This is a genomic window from Flammeovirga pacifica, from assembly GCF_000807855.2.
GTDB classification, from domain to species: domain Bacteria; phylum Bacteroidota; class Bacteroidia; order Cytophagales; family Flammeovirgaceae; genus Flammeovirga; species Flammeovirga pacifica.
The window spans coordinates 2,789,160-2,805,934 of sequence record NZ_JRYR02000001.1; the positions used below are offsets into that span (position 1 = coordinate 2,789,160).

Genomic DNA, 16,775 nt, shown 5'->3' on the forward strand with positions numbered 1-16,775 from the left:
TTAGAAAGAGTTGCGATCGCATATTTGTTGTTAAATCACTAAATCTTATGTGATTACTCTCAGTTCATTTTTTGGCAATGAAGAAAAAACTAATTTTCTTCTATAATATTACGTATAATAATTCTTTTTTCGAACTGTTTTATAAAGAAAAAATTATATTATTTTAAGAATATTGAACTTTCAGAGACATCTATCTGTTTAAGTAAATTGTTATAAAAAAAGTCCTTGCTAATTAATTTAACAAGGACTTAGAAGTAGTGTCTTTATTTAAAAGATACTATTATAGAATATATTGAGATAAATCTCTGTTTTTCACAAGACCTGATAATCTTTCGTTCACCATTTCTTTAGTAACTACTATCTGAGCATTAGCTCCAATTACATCAGGAACATCAAATAATAAATCATTTAATAAATGAGACATTACTGTATGTAACCTTCTTGCACCAATATTTTCTACTTCCATATTGATCTCATGAGCGATTACTGCAATTTCATCTAAAGCATCATCATTAAATGATAATTGTACGTCTTCTGCTCCTAATAATGCTTCATACTGTTTTGTAAGTGCATTTTTCGGTTGACGCAAAATTACTTTAAAGTCCTTGTCAGTTAAGCTTTGTAATTCCACTCTGATTGGAAAACGACCTTGAAGCTCTGGAATCAAATCACTTGGTTTTGATAAGTGGAATGCACCAGCTGCAATAAATAAGATATGATCCGTTTTTACTACACCATGTTTTGTATTCACAGCAGAGCCTTCAACTATTGGAAGTAAATCTCTTTGTACACCTTCTCTAGAAACGTCGGCTCCTTGTTTAGAACCTCCGCTAGCTACTTTATCAATTTCATCGATGAAAATAATACCTGAGTTCTCTGCTAATTTCACAGCCTCATCTTTCACTTCATCCATATCGATTAGTTTTGCACTCTCTTGATCTACCAAGATCTTACGAGCATCCTCAATCGACATTTTACGCTTCTTACTTTTCTTATTAGGCATCATACCGTTGATCATCTCTTGGATGTTCATCATTGATCCCTCATCTATAGGAGAACCACCTATAAAACCAAGGTTACCAGAGTTTTTATCTACAGTAACATCAATTTTTCTATCTTCTAATTCTCCTGCTCTTAATTTTTCTCTGAAACGCTCACGAGTTTTTTCATTCAACTCATGATCAGAATTGATATATTCTCCTGCATTATTTGTTGTAGGTGCAGATTTTAATGGTGGAATCAATGCATCAAGAATTGCATCTTCTACAGCTTGAGCTGTTTTTTCTTCTACCAATGCTTTTTTCAACTCCTTGATCATGCTAATCGATTGTTCTACCAAATCTCTTACCATGCTTTCCACATCACGACCTACATAACCAACCTCAGTAAATTTAGATGCTTCGACCTTTACAAAAGGAGCTCTAGCTACTTTTGCTAATCGACGTGCGATTTCTGTTTTACCCACACCTGTAGAACCGATCATAAGAATATTGTTAGGCATAATCTCTTTTCCAAGATCTCCTTTAACATTCATTCTTCTCCATCTATTTCTCAAGGCAATAGATACATTTTTCTTCGCATCGTTCTGACCGATAATATATTTATCTAATTCTGCTACAATTTCTCTTGGGGTTAAGTAATTTGAGCTCTCTAGCATAATTTCTTGATTTTTTAAGTTAATATTTAATCGATAACAGTTTTCTTTCTCTTATCCCAACCTGTTGTTGCTACCGATAAGCTCAAACTATTGGTCGGACCTGCTACATGGTACCAAGCCACACTGTAACCGAAATCTATGTGTTTTTTAATCTTTAATGCCGCTCCTAAAGACATGCCTGCAAGACCTTTTACATTCTGTGCTACCATCTCTTTTCGTCTCATGACGTTATAGCCGGCTCTAATGTTCAACACTTTGCCTAATACAAATTCACCTCCAAAGGCGAAATGCCGTGACAATTTGTCAGTAAATGAAGGTTCTTTATACAGATCATTACCAAAAGCGTCTTTTTCTCCTTTTAAAGAAGTGTCTGTATAAGTAATATCAAATTGATGAATGTGATGATAAGTCAAAGAGAAACGTAAAGGCATACGATCTGGCTTAAATGATATTCCTAGTTGGGTGTCAAATGGTAATTCACTTTCATCATTTGGTTGATATTGTTTCATAACAAAACCTGCATTTTTCATCACCAAACCTACCACTAAATCTTTAGTAGGATGAATAAAAGCTCCATTCAAATCCATCATTAATGCATTAGCAGAAAAGCTTTCAATTCTTGAGGCTGCAAACTTTAAATTTGCTGCCATAGAGAACACTCCTACTTTATGGGTATAACTTCCTTGAAACCAATAATCATTTGCTGTGTAAGTGCCATTATAATTTCCATTTTGGTCGAAACCATCAAATTGTCCGTAGCCCATGTAAGACATACCTACACCAACAATTCCATCACCTACTTTTTTAGCATAACCTAAAGAAGTCATTCCTGCTGTCATATGATAATCATAATAGTTTAGAAATGCTTTCTGAGTAGATTTTTCTGACAGTAATGCCGAATTGTAGAACATTGCATTTGGATCATCAGTACCTGAAGAAACCAAAAAACCTCCTAATCCTACTTGCCTCGCATTATTCGGAACATTCAAAAAATTAAAAGCTTGATGCCCTCCTAATTGAGCAAATAGTGGAGAAGAAAAAAATAATATGCTTATGAATAGACGAAGGTGTAATTTCATTATTTAGATGACTTATAAAAAAGTGTGGAGCATCTCTCTTGAGTTAGTATTGATTTTGCTTTATTCATCACATCATCAAGTTGAACATTTCTAAGTAATTCTTCTTCTTCATTAATTAAGTTGGGATTACCTAAAAGTGCACCAAAAGCAATAGACATAGCTCTAGGTAATATTTCAGTTTTACCATAGGTCATTGAAAACTCTGCTAGATTTTTCACTTTACGCATGTTTTCTTCTTTAAACTCAGCTGCTTTAAAATCTTCAATTACTTGATTTAATCCTTGGTTTGCTTCTTCAAGCGATACACCATCTGAAAGCTTACCGGTAATACATAACAAACCTGGGTCGAAAGATCCTGTAATATAAGCATTCACCCCAGAGAAAAGTTTTTCTTCTTTCACTAACTTTTGAAATAAAATCGAAGATTTTCCTCTACCTAGTAAATCGCTTACTAAATCTGTTGTATAATATTCTTTATCCGTTCTTCCTTCCATATGCCATACTTTATATAACATATCGATGGGAACATCTTTTTCTACTTGTTGAAACCTTGCTTCTGTTTGCATTGGCTCTACAGGGATCTTCCTAATAGGTTTAATTCCTGCAGGAATTGGTCCAAACCACTTCTCACTCAGACGCTTAATTTCTTCGGTTTTTACATTACCTGCAACAACCATTACAGCATTTGAAGGTACATAATATTTATGAAAAAATGCTTTCACATCATCCATAGTAGCATCTTCAATATGGCTTATTTCTTTACCTATTGTTGGCCATTTATAACTGTGTTTTTTATAAGCAAGCTTTCTAAGTAAATGCCAAACATCTCCGTAAGGTTGATTAATATAACGTTGCTTATATTCTTCGATGACCACTTTGCGCTGTACTTCCAATACTTTAGGATCGAAAGATAGACTTAACATTCTATCTGATTCTAACCAAAAAGCAGTTTCTATATTTTGTGCCGGTAATGTCACATAATAGTTGGTAATATCAGGTGATGTAAATGCATTGTTTGACCCTCCTACATTCTGTATAGGTGTATCAAAAGAAGGAACATTTACAGAACCTCCGAACATTAAATGTTCAAAGAGGTGAGCAAAGCCAGTTTTCTCTGGGTCCTCATCTTTCGAGCCAACATCATACATTATATTGACAACAGCTGAAGCTACTGTTTGGTCTTCCAATACAAAAACCTTCAGTCCATTATCAAGGACAAACTCATTAAAGTGAATCATTCTATATTTTTTAATTGACAGATAAAGTTAGCATACCATAACCACAATAAAAAGCTTAAAACAATTTACTACCTTTGTTTTCTATAGAATTTAGGATATGCGAGAAGACTATTTAAACGGCGACAATTCTGGTTTCTCTGATTCGGATAGAGATATCGAAAGAGCATTAAGACCTTTATCTTTTGATGACTTTACAGGTCAAGATAAAATTGTCGAAAATTTAAAAATATTTGTGCTAGCAGCAAAGAAGAGAGGTGAGCCTCTTGATCATGTTTTGCTACACGGACCTCCAGGCTTAGGAAAAACTACCCTTTCCAATATTATAGCTAATGAAATGGAGGCTGAAATTAAAATCACTTCTGGTCCAGTATTGGAAAAACCGAGCGATTTAGCTGGTCTTTTAACCAATTTGGAAGAAAATGACGTCTTATTTATTGATGAAATTCATCGTCTAAATCCAGTCGTAGAAGAATATTTATATTCTGCGATGGAGGATTTTAGAATTGATATCATGTTAGATTCTGGTCCTAGTGCGAGAACAATTCAAATTGATCTTAACCCTTTTACTTTGATAGGTGCTACGACTCGATCTGGATTATTAACTGCTCCTTTAAGAGCTCGTTTTGGTATCAATGCTCGTTTACAATATTATGATTCGAATCTTCTTTGTAAAATTGTCAAACGTTCATCAGCTATCTTGACAACTCCTATTAATGATGATGCTGCTTTTGAAATTGCAAGAAGAAGCCGAGGAACTCCAAGGATTTCAAATAACCTGTTACGAAGAACCCGTGATTTTGCTGAGATTAAGGGGAACGGAACTATCGACCTTGAAATTTCAAAAATGGCTCTAGGTGCATTAAATGTAGACCAAGGCGGACTAGATGAAATGGACAATAGAATCCTGACAACAATCATAGAAAAATTTAAAGGCGGTCCTGTAGGAATCAATACTATTGCGACTGCTTGTGGTGATGAAGCCGAGACAATTGAAGAGGTCTATGAACCTTTCTTAATTCAAGAAGGATTTATCAAAAGAACATCAAGAGGTAGAGAAGTGACTCAAAAAGCCTACGAACATTTAGGTATAATACCTCCTTCTGAGGGTAATCAAAGCACTTTGTTTTAAGAAATGGTAAAGGATTGGTCTAAATTAAGATCAATCCTTTATTTTTGTATAAATAAATTAACACAACTTCTACTTTTAAGTGTATTGAAATATTTATTTCAAATAAGCATTGCTATTATTTGCTTAATAATTGCAACAAGCTGTACTAACGAAACACCACCATTATCAGAACAAGTTGAAATAATTGAACATAATAATTATTTAGAACTCGACTCTGTTAACAATGAAATTGTTCGTCTTTTTAACGAAAGACGATACGATTCTTCTATAATACTTTCTCACATCGGTTTACAGATTGCTCGAGAAAATAATTTAAAGAAGGAGTTAGGTATTTTTTACCATTTTTTAACAAAGAGTTTATATAAAAATAAGCAATACAAAAAAGGTCAAACAGAAGGGCTTAAAGCTATTAAATGGCTTAAAAAGCAAAAAGACATCCCCTATTCTGGAGATATTTACATTACATTAGCTAGAAATTCAAGGTATTTAAATCAATATGATTCAGCCATTTATTTTTATAAAGAATCAATCAAATATTTAGAAATCAATGATGATTTCATAGGTATGTCGATTGCTTATAATAATATTGGTGCTACTTATAAAATAAAGGGAGATTATACTGAGGCGCTTACCTATTATTTAAAAGACCTTGAATTAAATAAATTACATAATCAAAAACTTGATCAGGCCATTGCTTCTAACAACATTGGGCAGATTATGTTAATCAATCGAGATTACGATAAAGCTTTAAATTATTTTAATCAAGCAGAAGAAATCAATCGGGAATTAAATAACCCAAAAGGGATTGCCTTAGCGAATAGTAATATCGGTTCTGTTTATCATTTAATGGAAAAGTTTGATGAATCGTTACAGTTCTTCTTTACTGCATTAACCACTTATGATACATTAGACAGATCTGACTATAGAATAGCAGAGACTATGACTAATATTGGTAATGCTTATCTTCAAAAGAATGACTTAAGTAATGCTATTATTTATATTGATAAAGCCTTAAAAATCAACAAGAAAATAAAAAATACTAGAGGAGAAATGAAATCCTTGTATTTAAAAGGGGAATGTTTATTTCATACAAAAAAGTATTCAAGTGCGTTATCATTACTTTATAGAGCAGAAAAGTATTATAGCCAAAGTTCACACTATAAAATTGAACATTTAAATACCTTAAGTTTAATACATAAGTGTCTATCAGCATCCAAAAATTTCAGGTTAGCCTATCATTACCAATCTAATTGGAATGAATTGTATAAAGAAATCAATGGAAATAAAAATAGAGCAAAAATTGCTGACTTAAACCAAAAGTATGAAACGTCAGAAAAAGAACTACTTATAGAAAAGCTTCATAAAGATCAATTGATTAAAGAGCAAAAAATTCGTTATCAAAATAAAATATCTATTTTCCTTCTTTTGCTTTCTATAATATTATTCACCTTCATTATTTTCATTGTTTTCATTCAAAAGAAAAAGAAAAAGACACATAATTTAATCAAAGAACAAAATATAGAAATCACATCAATCCACACCGAATTATTAGATAGCTTGAGATTAGCAAGACGTATTCAATACTCATTAATTTCAATATCAGATAAAGTAAAAGAAGTGATTCCTGAGCATTTTATTTTTTGGCACCCTATGCATGAGGTTAGTGGAGATGTCTATCATTTTGAATACAAAGATAATCGACTTTATGTGACCTTAATGGATTGTACCGGACATGGTGCCCCTGCTTCATTAATGGCCACTTTATGTATAAAAACACTTAATGATATTATTACTGATGGTGCTATTCATCCGGATACTATTTTAGAAGAACTAGACTATAGAATGAAAGATGAAAATAGTCTAGAACAAAGTTTATCAGGGGTTGATGCAAGTATTATTATTTATAATTTTGATACAGAAACAATAGAATTTTCTGGAGCAAGAAGACCTGTCTATTTCATTGACAATGAAGGCAGAAATCACATAAAAGGTACAAAAAGATCAATATGTGATACTTTGATTAATGATGCGATTCCGTTTGAAAGACATACTAAAAAATTAACTTCAGATACAAGAGTTTACCTTTACTCTGATGGTTTTGCTGATCAATTTGGAGGACCTAACAATAAAAAGTTCAAAGAACCAAAACTAAGAAATAAGCTTTTTGAAATTAATGAGTTGCCTTTAGAACAGCAACAAGACCTACTGACCGATACTTATTGGTCTTGGAGAAAGCCTAGCAATAAAAAAGAAAACAGAGCTACAGATGATACTTTAGTATTAGGTTTTAACTTTAAAATTAACTCTTAAACTTAGTAAGTAAACACTAAAGCTATTCAAAATACATCTGGTAAAAAGACTATTTTTATTATATTAGTATAATTTGATATACAAATAATATTGAACTATACTGAAATGAAATTATCTGATCAATATATACTCTCTTTAGATCAAGGAACAACTAGCTCTAGAGCCATAATATTTAATCAAAAAGGTGAAGTAATTTCTCTTGCTCAAAAAGAATTTAAACAAATCTACCCCAAAAGAGGATGGGTAGAACATAATCCCAACGAAATTTGGGCTACACAAGTATCCGTGGCTGCTGAAGCAATTGCTGAAGGTGGTTTAACAGGATTAGATATTGCAGGAATTGGCATCACCAATCAAAGAGAAACTACTATTGTCTGGGAAACAGAAACTGGTAGACCTGTATACAATGCTATTGTGTGGCAGGACAGACGTACCTCTAAATATTGTGATCAATTAAAAAAGAAATACTCGAAAGTAATCCGAGATAAAACAGGCCTCATTATCGATGCTTATTTTTCTGCTAGTAAAATAAATTGGATTCTCGATAATGTTGAAGGAGCTCGAGAGAAAGCTGAAAAAGGTAAACTTAAATTTGGGACGGTTGATAGTTGGTTAATTTGGAAATTAACTAGAGGAAAAGTACACGTTACTGATGTAAGTAATGCTAGTAGAACTATGCTATTCAATATCCATAAACTAAAATGGGACAAAAACCTTTTAGAAATATTTGATATCCCTAAAGCTATGCTTCCTGAAGTGAAATCAAGTAGTGAAGTTTATGCGAATACTGCTACAACACTTTTTGCGAGTAAAATCCCTATTGCAGGTATAGCAGGAGACCAACAAGCGGCTTTATTTGGTCAACTATGTCTTAAAAAAGGTATGGCTAAAAATACTTACGGCACAGGTTGTTTTATTGTGATGAACACGGGTAACAAACCTGTGGAATCAAAAAATAAATTACTTACTACAATTGCATGGAAAATTGGAGACGAAGTCAACTATGCTTTAGAAGGAAGTGTCTTTATTGGCGGAGCTGCAATACAGTGGTTAAGAGATGGACTTGGCATCTTAAAGAAGGCTAAACATACTGAAAGAATCGCTAAAGAAGTTGAGGATAATGGAGGGATTGTTTTTGTGCCTGCTTTAGCTGGTCTTGGTGCTCCTTATTGGGATCAATATGCTAGAGGAACAATTCTAGGAATCACAAGAGGAACAAAAAAAGGGCACATTGTGCGTGCAACTTTAGAGGCCATTGCATTCCAGTCATATGACGTTTTGAAGGCAATGGAAGCAGATACAAAAAGGCCGACACAAGAATTAAGAGTGGATGGTGGAGCGTCTGCAAATAATTTATTAATGCAGATTCAAAGTGACATTTCGTCGACAAAAGTTGTCCGCCCCAATACTATGGAAACTACTGCACTTGGTGCCGCTTATTTAGCAGGACTAGCAGTTGGATATTGGGATTCTTTAGATGATATCAAAGAAATTTGGACTGAGGAAAGAGAATTTACACCTAATACCTCTAGTAAATCACAAAAATCTGCCTATAGATTATGGAAAAAAGGCATAAAAAGAAGTTTTTCTTGGGAAGAAGAATAATGATTTACAAATATTCTATAAATTTGCACTTGAGGAATAATTCCCTCTTAATTAGTTTTTTTAATTCATATAATCTGCTTTTTAACTACACTTCTATAATACATCCCTAATAAGATCTGCTGTGTTGCGAAAAAGACCTTTATTGAATTGATAAATGCTCGTAAAAATACAGGTATTTATAATCCTATATTTTTAAAGCTCAAACTGAAAGAAATTTACAATTTAACTACACAACCTAACATAATGACATCTAATTTCTTTAGAGCCGTTTTAAAACTTATTTCACTGGTTTTAATAACAAATGTTTTGATTAGCTGTGGTGGAGAACAACAGCAAAAAGCTACACTCCCCCAAGTCGAAATCCCTGTTACTGAAGTTACAGTGCAAGACGTTCCCATTACAAAAGATTTCGTAGGTCAAGTTTACGGAACAAAAGACATCCCGATCAGATCAAGAGTTGAAGGATATCTTGAAGGTATTCACTTCAAAGAAGGTAGCAAAGTAAGGAAAGGACAAATGCTATATACAGTAGATCCTCAATCTTATTCTGCTGAAGTAGCCATGCTAAAAAGTAAACTTGCAGAGGCAGAAGTGACCTTAATTAGAGCAAAAAATGATTTAGCTAGAATTAAACCTCTAGCTGAAAAAAATGCAGTCTCTAAATCTGATTTAGATGCTGCCCAAGCTGAAAAAGATGCTGCTGAATCTATGGTTGCTGCAGCAAAAGCGAATTTAAGAATGTCTCAAATTGAATTGGGATACACTCAAATTAAATCTCCTATCTCAGGTATTATTGGTAGAACTGAAGCTAAAGTTGGTGAATTTGTTGGTAGAGACCCTAACCCAGTTATCCTAAATACAGTATCAAGAATTGATTCTATAAATGTTCGTTTTTATATCAATGAAAATGACTACTTAAGGTTAGCAAGGTACTCAATCAATAACCCTAAAGAAGAAAGTTCAGATGACGAAAAAGTAGATAAGTTAGACTTAATCTTCTCTGATAATACCATTTACAATCATAAAGGTCATTACGATTTCTTAGATAGAAATGTAGACTCTAATACTGGTGCTATCCTTATTCAAGCTACCTTCCCTAATAATGAAGGGTTAATTAGACCAGGTCAATTTGCAAAAGTAAGATCAGTGATTGAAATCGTTTCTGACGGTGTTCTTGTTCCACAAAGAGCAGTAATAGAGTTCCAAGGTAGATACTCTGTTTTTGTTGTTGATAAAGAAGGAAAAGTATCTCAAAGAGCCATCAAGTTAGCTAGACACACTTACAAAGATTATTATTTAGTAAATGAGGGTCTAAAAAAAGGAGAAAAAATTGTACTTGAAGGACTTCAAAAAGTTCGTGAAGGGCAAACTATCAAATTTAAAGTAGTTCAATTCGAATCACAGTACGAAGGAGTGTAATGAGTAAAGAACAAATCAAATCAAACTTTTTTGTTAGGCGCCCTATCGTTGCCATGGTAATTGCAATTATCATGACCATCGTAGGTGGTGTTTCGATTTTAGGACTTCCTATCGAACAGTATCCTAACCTTACTCCTCCAATTGTAAAAATTTCTGCAACATATACAGGAGCGAGTGCATTAAACGTAGAGCAATCTGTTGCTACACCTCTTGAACAAGAGATTAATGGTGTAGAAAACATGATCTATATGAAGTCTATCAACTCTAATGATGGTACACTTCAAATTCAAACATCTTTTGAAATCGGAACTGATCCAGATATGAGTACAGTATTTACACAAAACCGTGTAGCTACTGCCACTCCTAAACTTCCAGATGCCGTAAAAAGAACAGGTGTTAAAACTGAAAAATCACTTCCAAACATTCTAATGTTGATCACATTAACCTCTCCTGATGGTAGATATGATCAAAACTTCTTAGGTAACTACTCTTTAATTAACGTTAAAGATGTACTAGCAAGAACTAAAGGTATTGGTAGTGTTCAAGTATTAGGTACTTCAGATTATTCGATGCGTATTTGGGTTAAACCAGATCGATTAGCTAAACTAAATCTAACAATTCCTGAAATTACTACTGCAGTAAACAATCAAAACGTTATTGTTCCTGGTGGTAAATTTGGTGCTGAACCTGCCCCAAAAGGAACAGAGTTTACTTATACTGTACTTCTTCCAGATCGTTTACAATCTGAAGAAGAATTTGGTAACATTGTCGTTAGAACGAATAAAGATGGTAGCCAGGTATTATTAAGTGATGTAGCAAGAATCGAATTAGGTGTTGAAACTTACTCAGCATTTACTCGATTAAATGGCGATAACTGTGCTGTAATTGCGATCTATCAAGCTCCAGGATCAAATGCCGTAGCTTTGGCAGAAGAAATGATCTCAAAAATGGATGCCCTTAAGGAAGATTTCCCTAATGGTATTGATTACGAAGTATCATTAGATTCAACTAAACCAATTACTGCTGGTATCAATGAAATTATCGAAACACTATTTATAGCATTATTACTAGTTGTATTCGTTGTATACATATTCATTCAAGATTGGAGAGCTACTTTAGTTCCTACTTTGGCCATTCCTGTGTCATTAGTAGCTGCATTTATGCTTTTCCCTCTACTTGGATTTACTATTAACGTATTATCACTTCTCGGTCTCGTACTCGCCATTGGTATTGTAGTGGATGACGCTATTGTAGTAGTGGATGCTGTTCAGGTTTATCTAGAAGAAGGATATAGTCCAAAAGACGCTACTAATAAAGCCATGGGTGAAGTTACAGCCCCGGTAATTGCAACAACTTTAGTACTTGTAGCGGTATTTATTCCTGTAGCTGCAATGGCAGGTATTACAGGTCGATTATATCAACAATTTGCGATTACAGTTGCGGTATCGGTATGTTTTTCTTCATTGAACGCCTTAACACTATCACCTGCACTTTGTGGATTAATTCTAAGAAAGTCTGAACCTATCGGTGGACCTCTTGGAGCATTCTTCAACGCTTTTAATAACGTTTTTGATCGATCGACAAAATCATACTTAAGTGTCACAAAAATAGCTACTCGTAAAATATTAATGAGTTCAGCATTTATTGGTGTCACACTTTTAGCAGCTGGATGGTTAGGTGTAAAAGTACCTGTAGGCTTTATTCCTGAAGAGGATCAAGGTTATATTTATATCAATGCTCAATTACCTGTAGCCTCTTCGTTACAAAGAACCAATGATCTTGCTTTTAAGATCGAAAAAATTGTTTCTCAAGTACCAGAAATTGATATGAACACTACTGTAGCAGGTTATTCACTTCTATCAAGTAGTATGTCTACTAACTCTGCCTTCTTCTTTGTTACATTAAAAGATTGGGGAGAAAGAGAGTTAACAGCAAAACAAGTAGTCAATAAATTAAATTACTTATTTGCTACTCAGATTAACGAAGCAAAAATATTTGCCTTTGGACCTCCAGCCATTCCTGGTTTGGGTAACGGTTCTGGTTTTAGTATTATGATTCAGGATAAAGGAGGTAATACCCCAGAATATCTTGCTAATTATACCAACGAATTTATTAAAGCTGCCACTGCAAGACCTGAAATCGGCATGGCCTTTACTACTTTCGAATCTAGTGTACCTCAACGTTTTATTGATATTAATAAAGATAAGATCTTAAAACTAGGGGTCAACTTAAATGATGTATATACTACGTTTGCCGCTTTCCTTGGTGGTTCATATATCAATGACTTTAACAGATTTGGTCGTTTATATAGAGCCTATGTACAAGCTGAACCTGAATACAGGAACAATGAAAAGCAACTAGATATGTTCTATGTGAAATCTAGTAATGGTTCTAAAGTTCCTTTATCTACATTAGTAAATGTGGAGAAAATAAGTGGACCAGAATTCACCAACAGATTTAACTTATTACGTTCTGTAGAAGTAACAGGATCTCCAGGAAAAGGATTCAGTTCAGGGCAAGCAATGGATGCATTAGAAGAAGTCGCTAAAGAAGTACTTCCTGATAACATGACTTTCTCTTGGAATGGTATGTCTTACCAAGAGAAAAAATCTTCGGGGTCAGTATTTATAATCTTTGCTTTCTCTTTACTATTTGTATTCTTAATTCTTGCTGCTCAGTACGAATCATGGTCTATGCCTTTCAGTATTTTGTTAGGTACACCTTTCGCTATCTTTGGTGCATTCTTCCTTTTATGGGTAGCTAGATTCTTTAGTGAAAGTTATGAAAACAACATATTTGCTCAGATTTCCTTAGTAATGTTGATCGCCATGGCTGCAAAGAATGCCATCCTTATTGTTGAATTTGCGAAACTAAAATTTGATGAAGGATTGTCGTTATTTGATGCAGCTTTAGAATCTGCAAAACTAAGATTTAGACCAATCCTAATGACTGCCTTCTCATTTATTCTTGGTGTTTTACCATTAGTAATTGCTACAGGTTCCGGTGCAGAAGCTCGTAAAGTTATGGGTATGGCACTTCTTGGAGGTATGGGTATGGCTACTATTTTAGGTCTATTCCTTTATCCTATGTTATTCGTTCTTGTAGGTAAAATTGCAGGTTACGAAAAAGACAGAGAAAAATCATCCACTTCTGAAGCATAGAATTATGAAAGTAATAAGAAATATAAATTTCAAACAAATCTTCATTCTCCTCTTTGCTTCTCAAGTAATGTGGAGTTGTAAAATGGGGGAAAATTACCAAGCCCCTGAAATTATTTCTCCTGCAGATTATCGTTTCGGTACAGATACATTAGTAACTACTGAAACAGATACAATTGCATGGTGGGAAATCATAGAAGATCCTATCTTGGATTCTTTAATTGTTAAAGCACTCGTCAATAACCAAGATGTAGAAGTTGCATTACAAAGAATTCAAGAAGCAGAGAAACTGTACAGAATGCAAAAAGTTGAAACAAGACCTAGTTTATCATATACTGGAAATGTAGGATATGGTAATTACAGTGGTTTTGTTAATCCTAACGGAGGAAATTTCACCTACTCTGGTGGTGCTCAATTAAATTGGGAAATTGACCTTTGGGGTAAAAACAGGAGACTATCTGAGGCTGCAATGGCTGATTATACAGGTACGATACATGGTTTAAGAGCTGTTCAACTATCCGTTATTGCAAAAGTTACTGAGGGATATGTGACACTTTTAGAGAATAAAGCTAGTTTAAAGGTTGCTGAAGAAACATTAGCTTCAAGAGATAGCTCTATTCTAATCATGAATGATCGATATGAAATTGGTTATATTCCTGAAATTGATTTAAACCAAGCTCAAATTCAACAAGCAATTGCTGCTGCGTCTGTTCCAAAATACAAAAGAGGGATCGCTTTATCAGAAAATGCTTTATCATTATTAATTGGTGAAAATCCTAGAGCTTTTATCACTGATCTGAATTTAGACCAGCAAAAGCGTCCTCCAATTATTCCTGCGGGTATTCCTTCTGATCTTTTAAAAAGAAGACCAGACCTGTTAAGAGCTGAAAACGCTATTATATCACAAAATGCAAAAGTAGGTTCTGCTATTGCACAACGTTTCCCTACAATTAGTTTAACTGGATTTGGGGGTGTTGCTACAGATGTATTAAGTGGTACTAATGCTGCTGTTGGTGCTTGGAACATTGGTGCAGGTATTGTTGGTCCACTTTTCCAATGGGGTAAGAATAAAAGACGTGTTGAGGTTGAAAAAGCTAGATTAGAGGCTTCTATTGCTGAGTACGAACGTAGTGTTATCATTGCTTTCAAAGAAGTTGAAGATGCTTTAGCGTCAGTTCAATTCTATAGAGAAGAATTAATTGCTAGAGAGATGCACGTGAAAGCTGCAGTAAATGCTGAGCGTTTATCAAAAGAACGTTATGACAGAGGTGTAACAAGTTACTTAGAATACTTGGAGCAACAACGTCAAGCTTTTGAAGCTGAACTTAATCTTATCAACTTGAAAAGTAAAATTCTAGTTTCTTATGTTCAACTTTATAAATCACTTGGTGGTGGTTGGATCACAAGAGAAGAGAAAGAACAAGCAGAGCAAGAACAAAGTCAAAACTAATAAAGTTACACTTTATTCCATTTGATGAACATATAAAAAACGGCTAACCTTAATTTAAAGGTTAGCCGTTTTTTCTTGATTTTATACCGCCTTGCGATCTAACAATTCAACCACTTACTTTACTACATTTGCCTTTACAGAAATAATAGTAACAGGATCAGTTGGATCATTGGTAAATAAAGTAAATGATCTTATTTCTTTACCTGTTCTTGCCGTTTCTAAAAATCGTAAATTAATGTTTGATGATTCTAAAGGTTGGATATCTTCATCTTCAACACTCAATAACTCTAGACCATGATTGGCTTCAACTTTCAATATTTTGAGAGGTATTTCACCTGTATTCATTACCGAAAGAGATATTATTTTAAGACCGTCATTTTTGACATTTCCTAAATTGATGTATGTGCTTGACAGGTTCATTTTAGGTTTTGGACCATCCCCTTGAGACTCCGGATAATGAATTGATGCTGAAACAATAAATTCACTTGTCACCTCTTCTTTTGTTCCTTTTGACAACAATAAATTGATCGTATCTTGAGCATATCCAAATTCTATTCTATCCTCTGGCTTAATAAATAACTCAAAAGATCCTTCCGATTTAGGTTTTACACTATATCTAGTACTATCGATTAATATACCTAAGTGATCAGGAAGTAAAGATGGTTTTTCAAAAAATAAAGTATCCTCAGTATCATTATAAAAGTAGACTGTTTTTGAGGTAATACCTTGTGCCGTTAAGTTGCCAAAACTTACTTTTTTATGTCCCCAACGAATTCCTCCATTTTCATAAGGATAAAGTTGCTTCGCAGATAATTTATATGGTCGAATAAACCCAGCCAACTTCACTGTCTGTGTTATTTTTCTGCTTTTAAATTTGATCGTCACTTCTTTAGAAAACGGTCCTGCTTTGTAGGGCATAAAAGAGATTTTTATTTCGCCTTTTTGACCCTTTTTTATCTCATTAGTCGGATAAGTTGGAATCAAACATCCACAGTCAGTGATGACCGTATCTATCTGTATACTTGAAGCTCCATCCACTTTAAAGGGAAACGTATGCTCTATTGTATCTTCTGTGTATGAAAGCTTACCAAGAAAAACACTATCCGCATCAAAATGTATGTATTGAGCATTAGATGATAGGGTTAATCCACAGATTAAAAGTAAGGTAACAAATAAGTTCTTTATCATATTATGGGGAAACAAAGTCTAAGTATCAAATATAAGTCTTTAGGAAGAAGTGATGAAGTATTTATGTTTATTTTACGCAGTATTCATTAAATCAATGATGAAACCTTAATTATCTCTAACACAAAAAAAGCATGATAATTCCGTAGAACTATCATGCTTTCTAATATTAATATTGATTGGAGATGTTTCTCTCCAATTAACCTAAAATTTCAATTTTGATATAACTAATAAAAAACCAAACAGTCAAAGTCCATATACTTATTAAGAAGTAACTTTGTTTTTTTAGTTTACTACTTTTTACCAAATAAAAAGTAGGTAACATCAAAATCACACCACCTAATAATTCAAGGATATGATACCCCCACTCTTTCACTTTAGGAATAATACCATTCTTTTCTAAAAGAATAATACTTACACCTATGATGTTTATTAGTATTAAATATATAAGTAAGAATCCCATAAAATCTAGTTGTTGATCTTACTGATATATACCTAAACCGATAACTTATTGTTTTATATATACGTTTTTGTTTGGTTAATTT

Annotated in this window: 11 protein-coding genes; 6 read left to right on the forward strand and 5 right to left on the reverse strand. The window is 33.6% G+C overall.

The features are described 5' to 3' along the window. Window positions 1-280 precede the first annotated feature (280 nt). The 3 genes from hslU to NH26_RS10880 are packed head-to-tail and all read right to left on the reverse strand — an operon-like array spanning window position 281 to window position 3,974. Window positions 281-1,657 (reverse strand): ATP-dependent protease ATPase subunit HslU, encoded by a 1,377-nt coding sequence (hslU, locus tag NH26_RS10870; protein ID WP_044222884.1) that lies wholly within the window; start codon window positions 1,655-1,657, stop codon window positions 281-283. 26 nt (window positions 1,658-1,683) lie between these two features. Continuing rightward, window positions 1,684-2,736, reverse strand: a complete 1,053-nt coding sequence (gene porQ / locus NH26_RS10875) for a type IX secretion system protein PorQ (protein ID WP_044222887.1) — start codon at window positions 2,734-2,736, stop codon at window positions 1,684-1,686. Further along, entirely contained in the window at window positions 2,736-3,974 is a 1,239-nt protein-coding gene (locus NH26_RS10880) for a M16 family metallopeptidase (protein ID WP_044222890.1), read from the reverse strand. Before NH26_RS10880 ends, porQ begins: the two co-directional genes overlap by 1 nt. Before the next feature lie 97 nt (window positions 3,975-4,071). Here NH26_RS10880 and ruvB point away from each other — a divergent pair, with 97 nt between their 5' ends. The 6 genes from ruvB to NH26_RS10910 all read left to right on the forward strand — a co-directional run bounded on the left by ruvB (window position 4,072) and on the right by NH26_RS10910 (window position 15,045). Beyond that, window positions 4,072-5,103 (forward strand): Holliday junction branch migration DNA helicase RuvB, encoded by a 1,032-nt coding sequence (gene ruvB, locus NH26_RS10885; RefSeq protein WP_044222893.1) that lies wholly within the window; start codon window positions 4,072-4,074, stop codon window positions 5,101-5,103. 84 nt (window positions 5,104-5,187) lie between these two features. After that, window positions 5,188-7,413: a tetratricopeptide repeat protein gene (locus tag NH26_RS10890; protein ID WP_158021930.1), complete on the forward strand. Its 2,226-nt coding sequence runs from the start codon at window positions 5,188-5,190 to the stop codon at window positions 7,411-7,413. A gap of 105 nt (window positions 7,414-7,518) precedes the next feature. Then, window positions 7,519-9,018 (forward strand): glycerol kinase GlpK, encoded by a 1,500-nt coding sequence (glpK, locus tag NH26_RS10895; RefSeq protein WP_044222896.1) that lies wholly within the window; start codon window positions 7,519-7,521, stop codon window positions 9,016-9,018. Between the two features lie 243 nt (window positions 9,019-9,261). After that, complete coding sequence (locus NH26_RS10900) at window positions 9,262-10,437, forward strand: efflux RND transporter periplasmic adaptor subunit (RefSeq protein ID WP_044222900.1); 1,176 nt, start codon at window positions 9,262-9,264, stop codon at window positions 10,435-10,437. Further along, complete coding sequence (locus NH26_RS10905) at window positions 10,437-13,598, forward strand: efflux RND transporter permease subunit (RefSeq protein ID WP_044222903.1); 3,162 nt, start codon at window positions 10,437-10,439, stop codon at window positions 13,596-13,598. The genes NH26_RS10900 and NH26_RS10905 overlap by 1 nt, the downstream gene beginning before the upstream one ends. A 4-nt stretch (window positions 13,599-13,602) precedes the next feature. After that, the gene (locus tag NH26_RS10910) at window positions 13,603-15,045 is read left to right on the forward strand and encodes an efflux transporter outer membrane subunit (protein WP_071397147.1); all 1,443 of its coding nucleotides are present in this window, start codon (window positions 13,603-13,605) and stop codon (window positions 15,043-15,045) included. Window positions 15,046-15,159: 114 nt separating this feature from the next. Here NH26_RS10910 and NH26_RS10915 read toward each other — a convergent pair whose 3' ends face one another. Together NH26_RS10915 and NH26_RS10920 are read right to left on the reverse strand one after the other, a co-directional pair. Then, window positions 15,160-16,233: a DUF1573 domain-containing protein gene (locus NH26_RS10915; protein ID WP_044222908.1), complete on the reverse strand. Its 1,074-nt coding sequence runs from the start codon at window positions 16,231-16,233 to the stop codon at window positions 15,160-15,162. Between the two features lie 196 nt (window positions 16,234-16,429). Next, entirely contained in the window at window positions 16,430-16,693 is a 264-nt protein-coding gene (locus tag NH26_RS10920; protein WP_044222911.1) for a hypothetical protein, read from the reverse strand. Window positions 16,694-16,775 lie beyond the last annotated feature (82 nt).

Coding starts and splice junctions, on each gene's coding strand:
- hslU (WP_044222884.1), bottom strand. CDS start 1,657: ATGCTAGAGAGCTCAAATTACTTAACCCCAAGAGAAATTGTAGCAGAA.
- porQ (WP_044222887.1), bottom strand. CDS start 2,736: ATGAAATTACACCTTCGTCTATTCATAAGCATATTATTTTTTTCTTCT.
- NH26_RS10880 (WP_044222890.1), bottom strand. CDS start 3,974: ATGATTCACTTTAATGAGTTTGTCCTTGATAATGGACTGAAGGTTTTT.
- ruvB (WP_044222893.1), top strand. CDS start 4,072: ATGCGAGAAGACTATTTAAACGGCGACAATTCTGGTTTCTCTGATTCG.
- glpK (WP_044222896.1), top strand. CDS start 7,519: ATGAAATTATCTGATCAATATATACTCTCTTTAGATCAAGGAACAACT.
- NH26_RS10900 (WP_044222900.1), top strand. CDS start 9,262: ATGACATCTAATTTCTTTAGAGCCGTTTTAAAACTTATTTCACTGGTT.
- NH26_RS10905 (WP_044222903.1), top strand. CDS start 10,437: ATGAGTAAAGAACAAATCAAATCAAACTTTTTTGTTAGGCGCCCTATC.
- NH26_RS10910 (WP_071397147.1), top strand. CDS start 13,603: ATGAAAGTAATAAGAAATATAAATTTCAAACAAATCTTCATTCTCCTC.
- NH26_RS10915 (WP_044222908.1), bottom strand. CDS start 16,233: ATGATAAAGAACTTATTTGTTACCTTACTTTTAATCTGTGGATTAACC.
- NH26_RS10920 (WP_044222911.1), bottom strand. CDS start 16,693: ATGGGATTCTTACTTATATATTTAATACTAATAAACATCATAGGTGTA.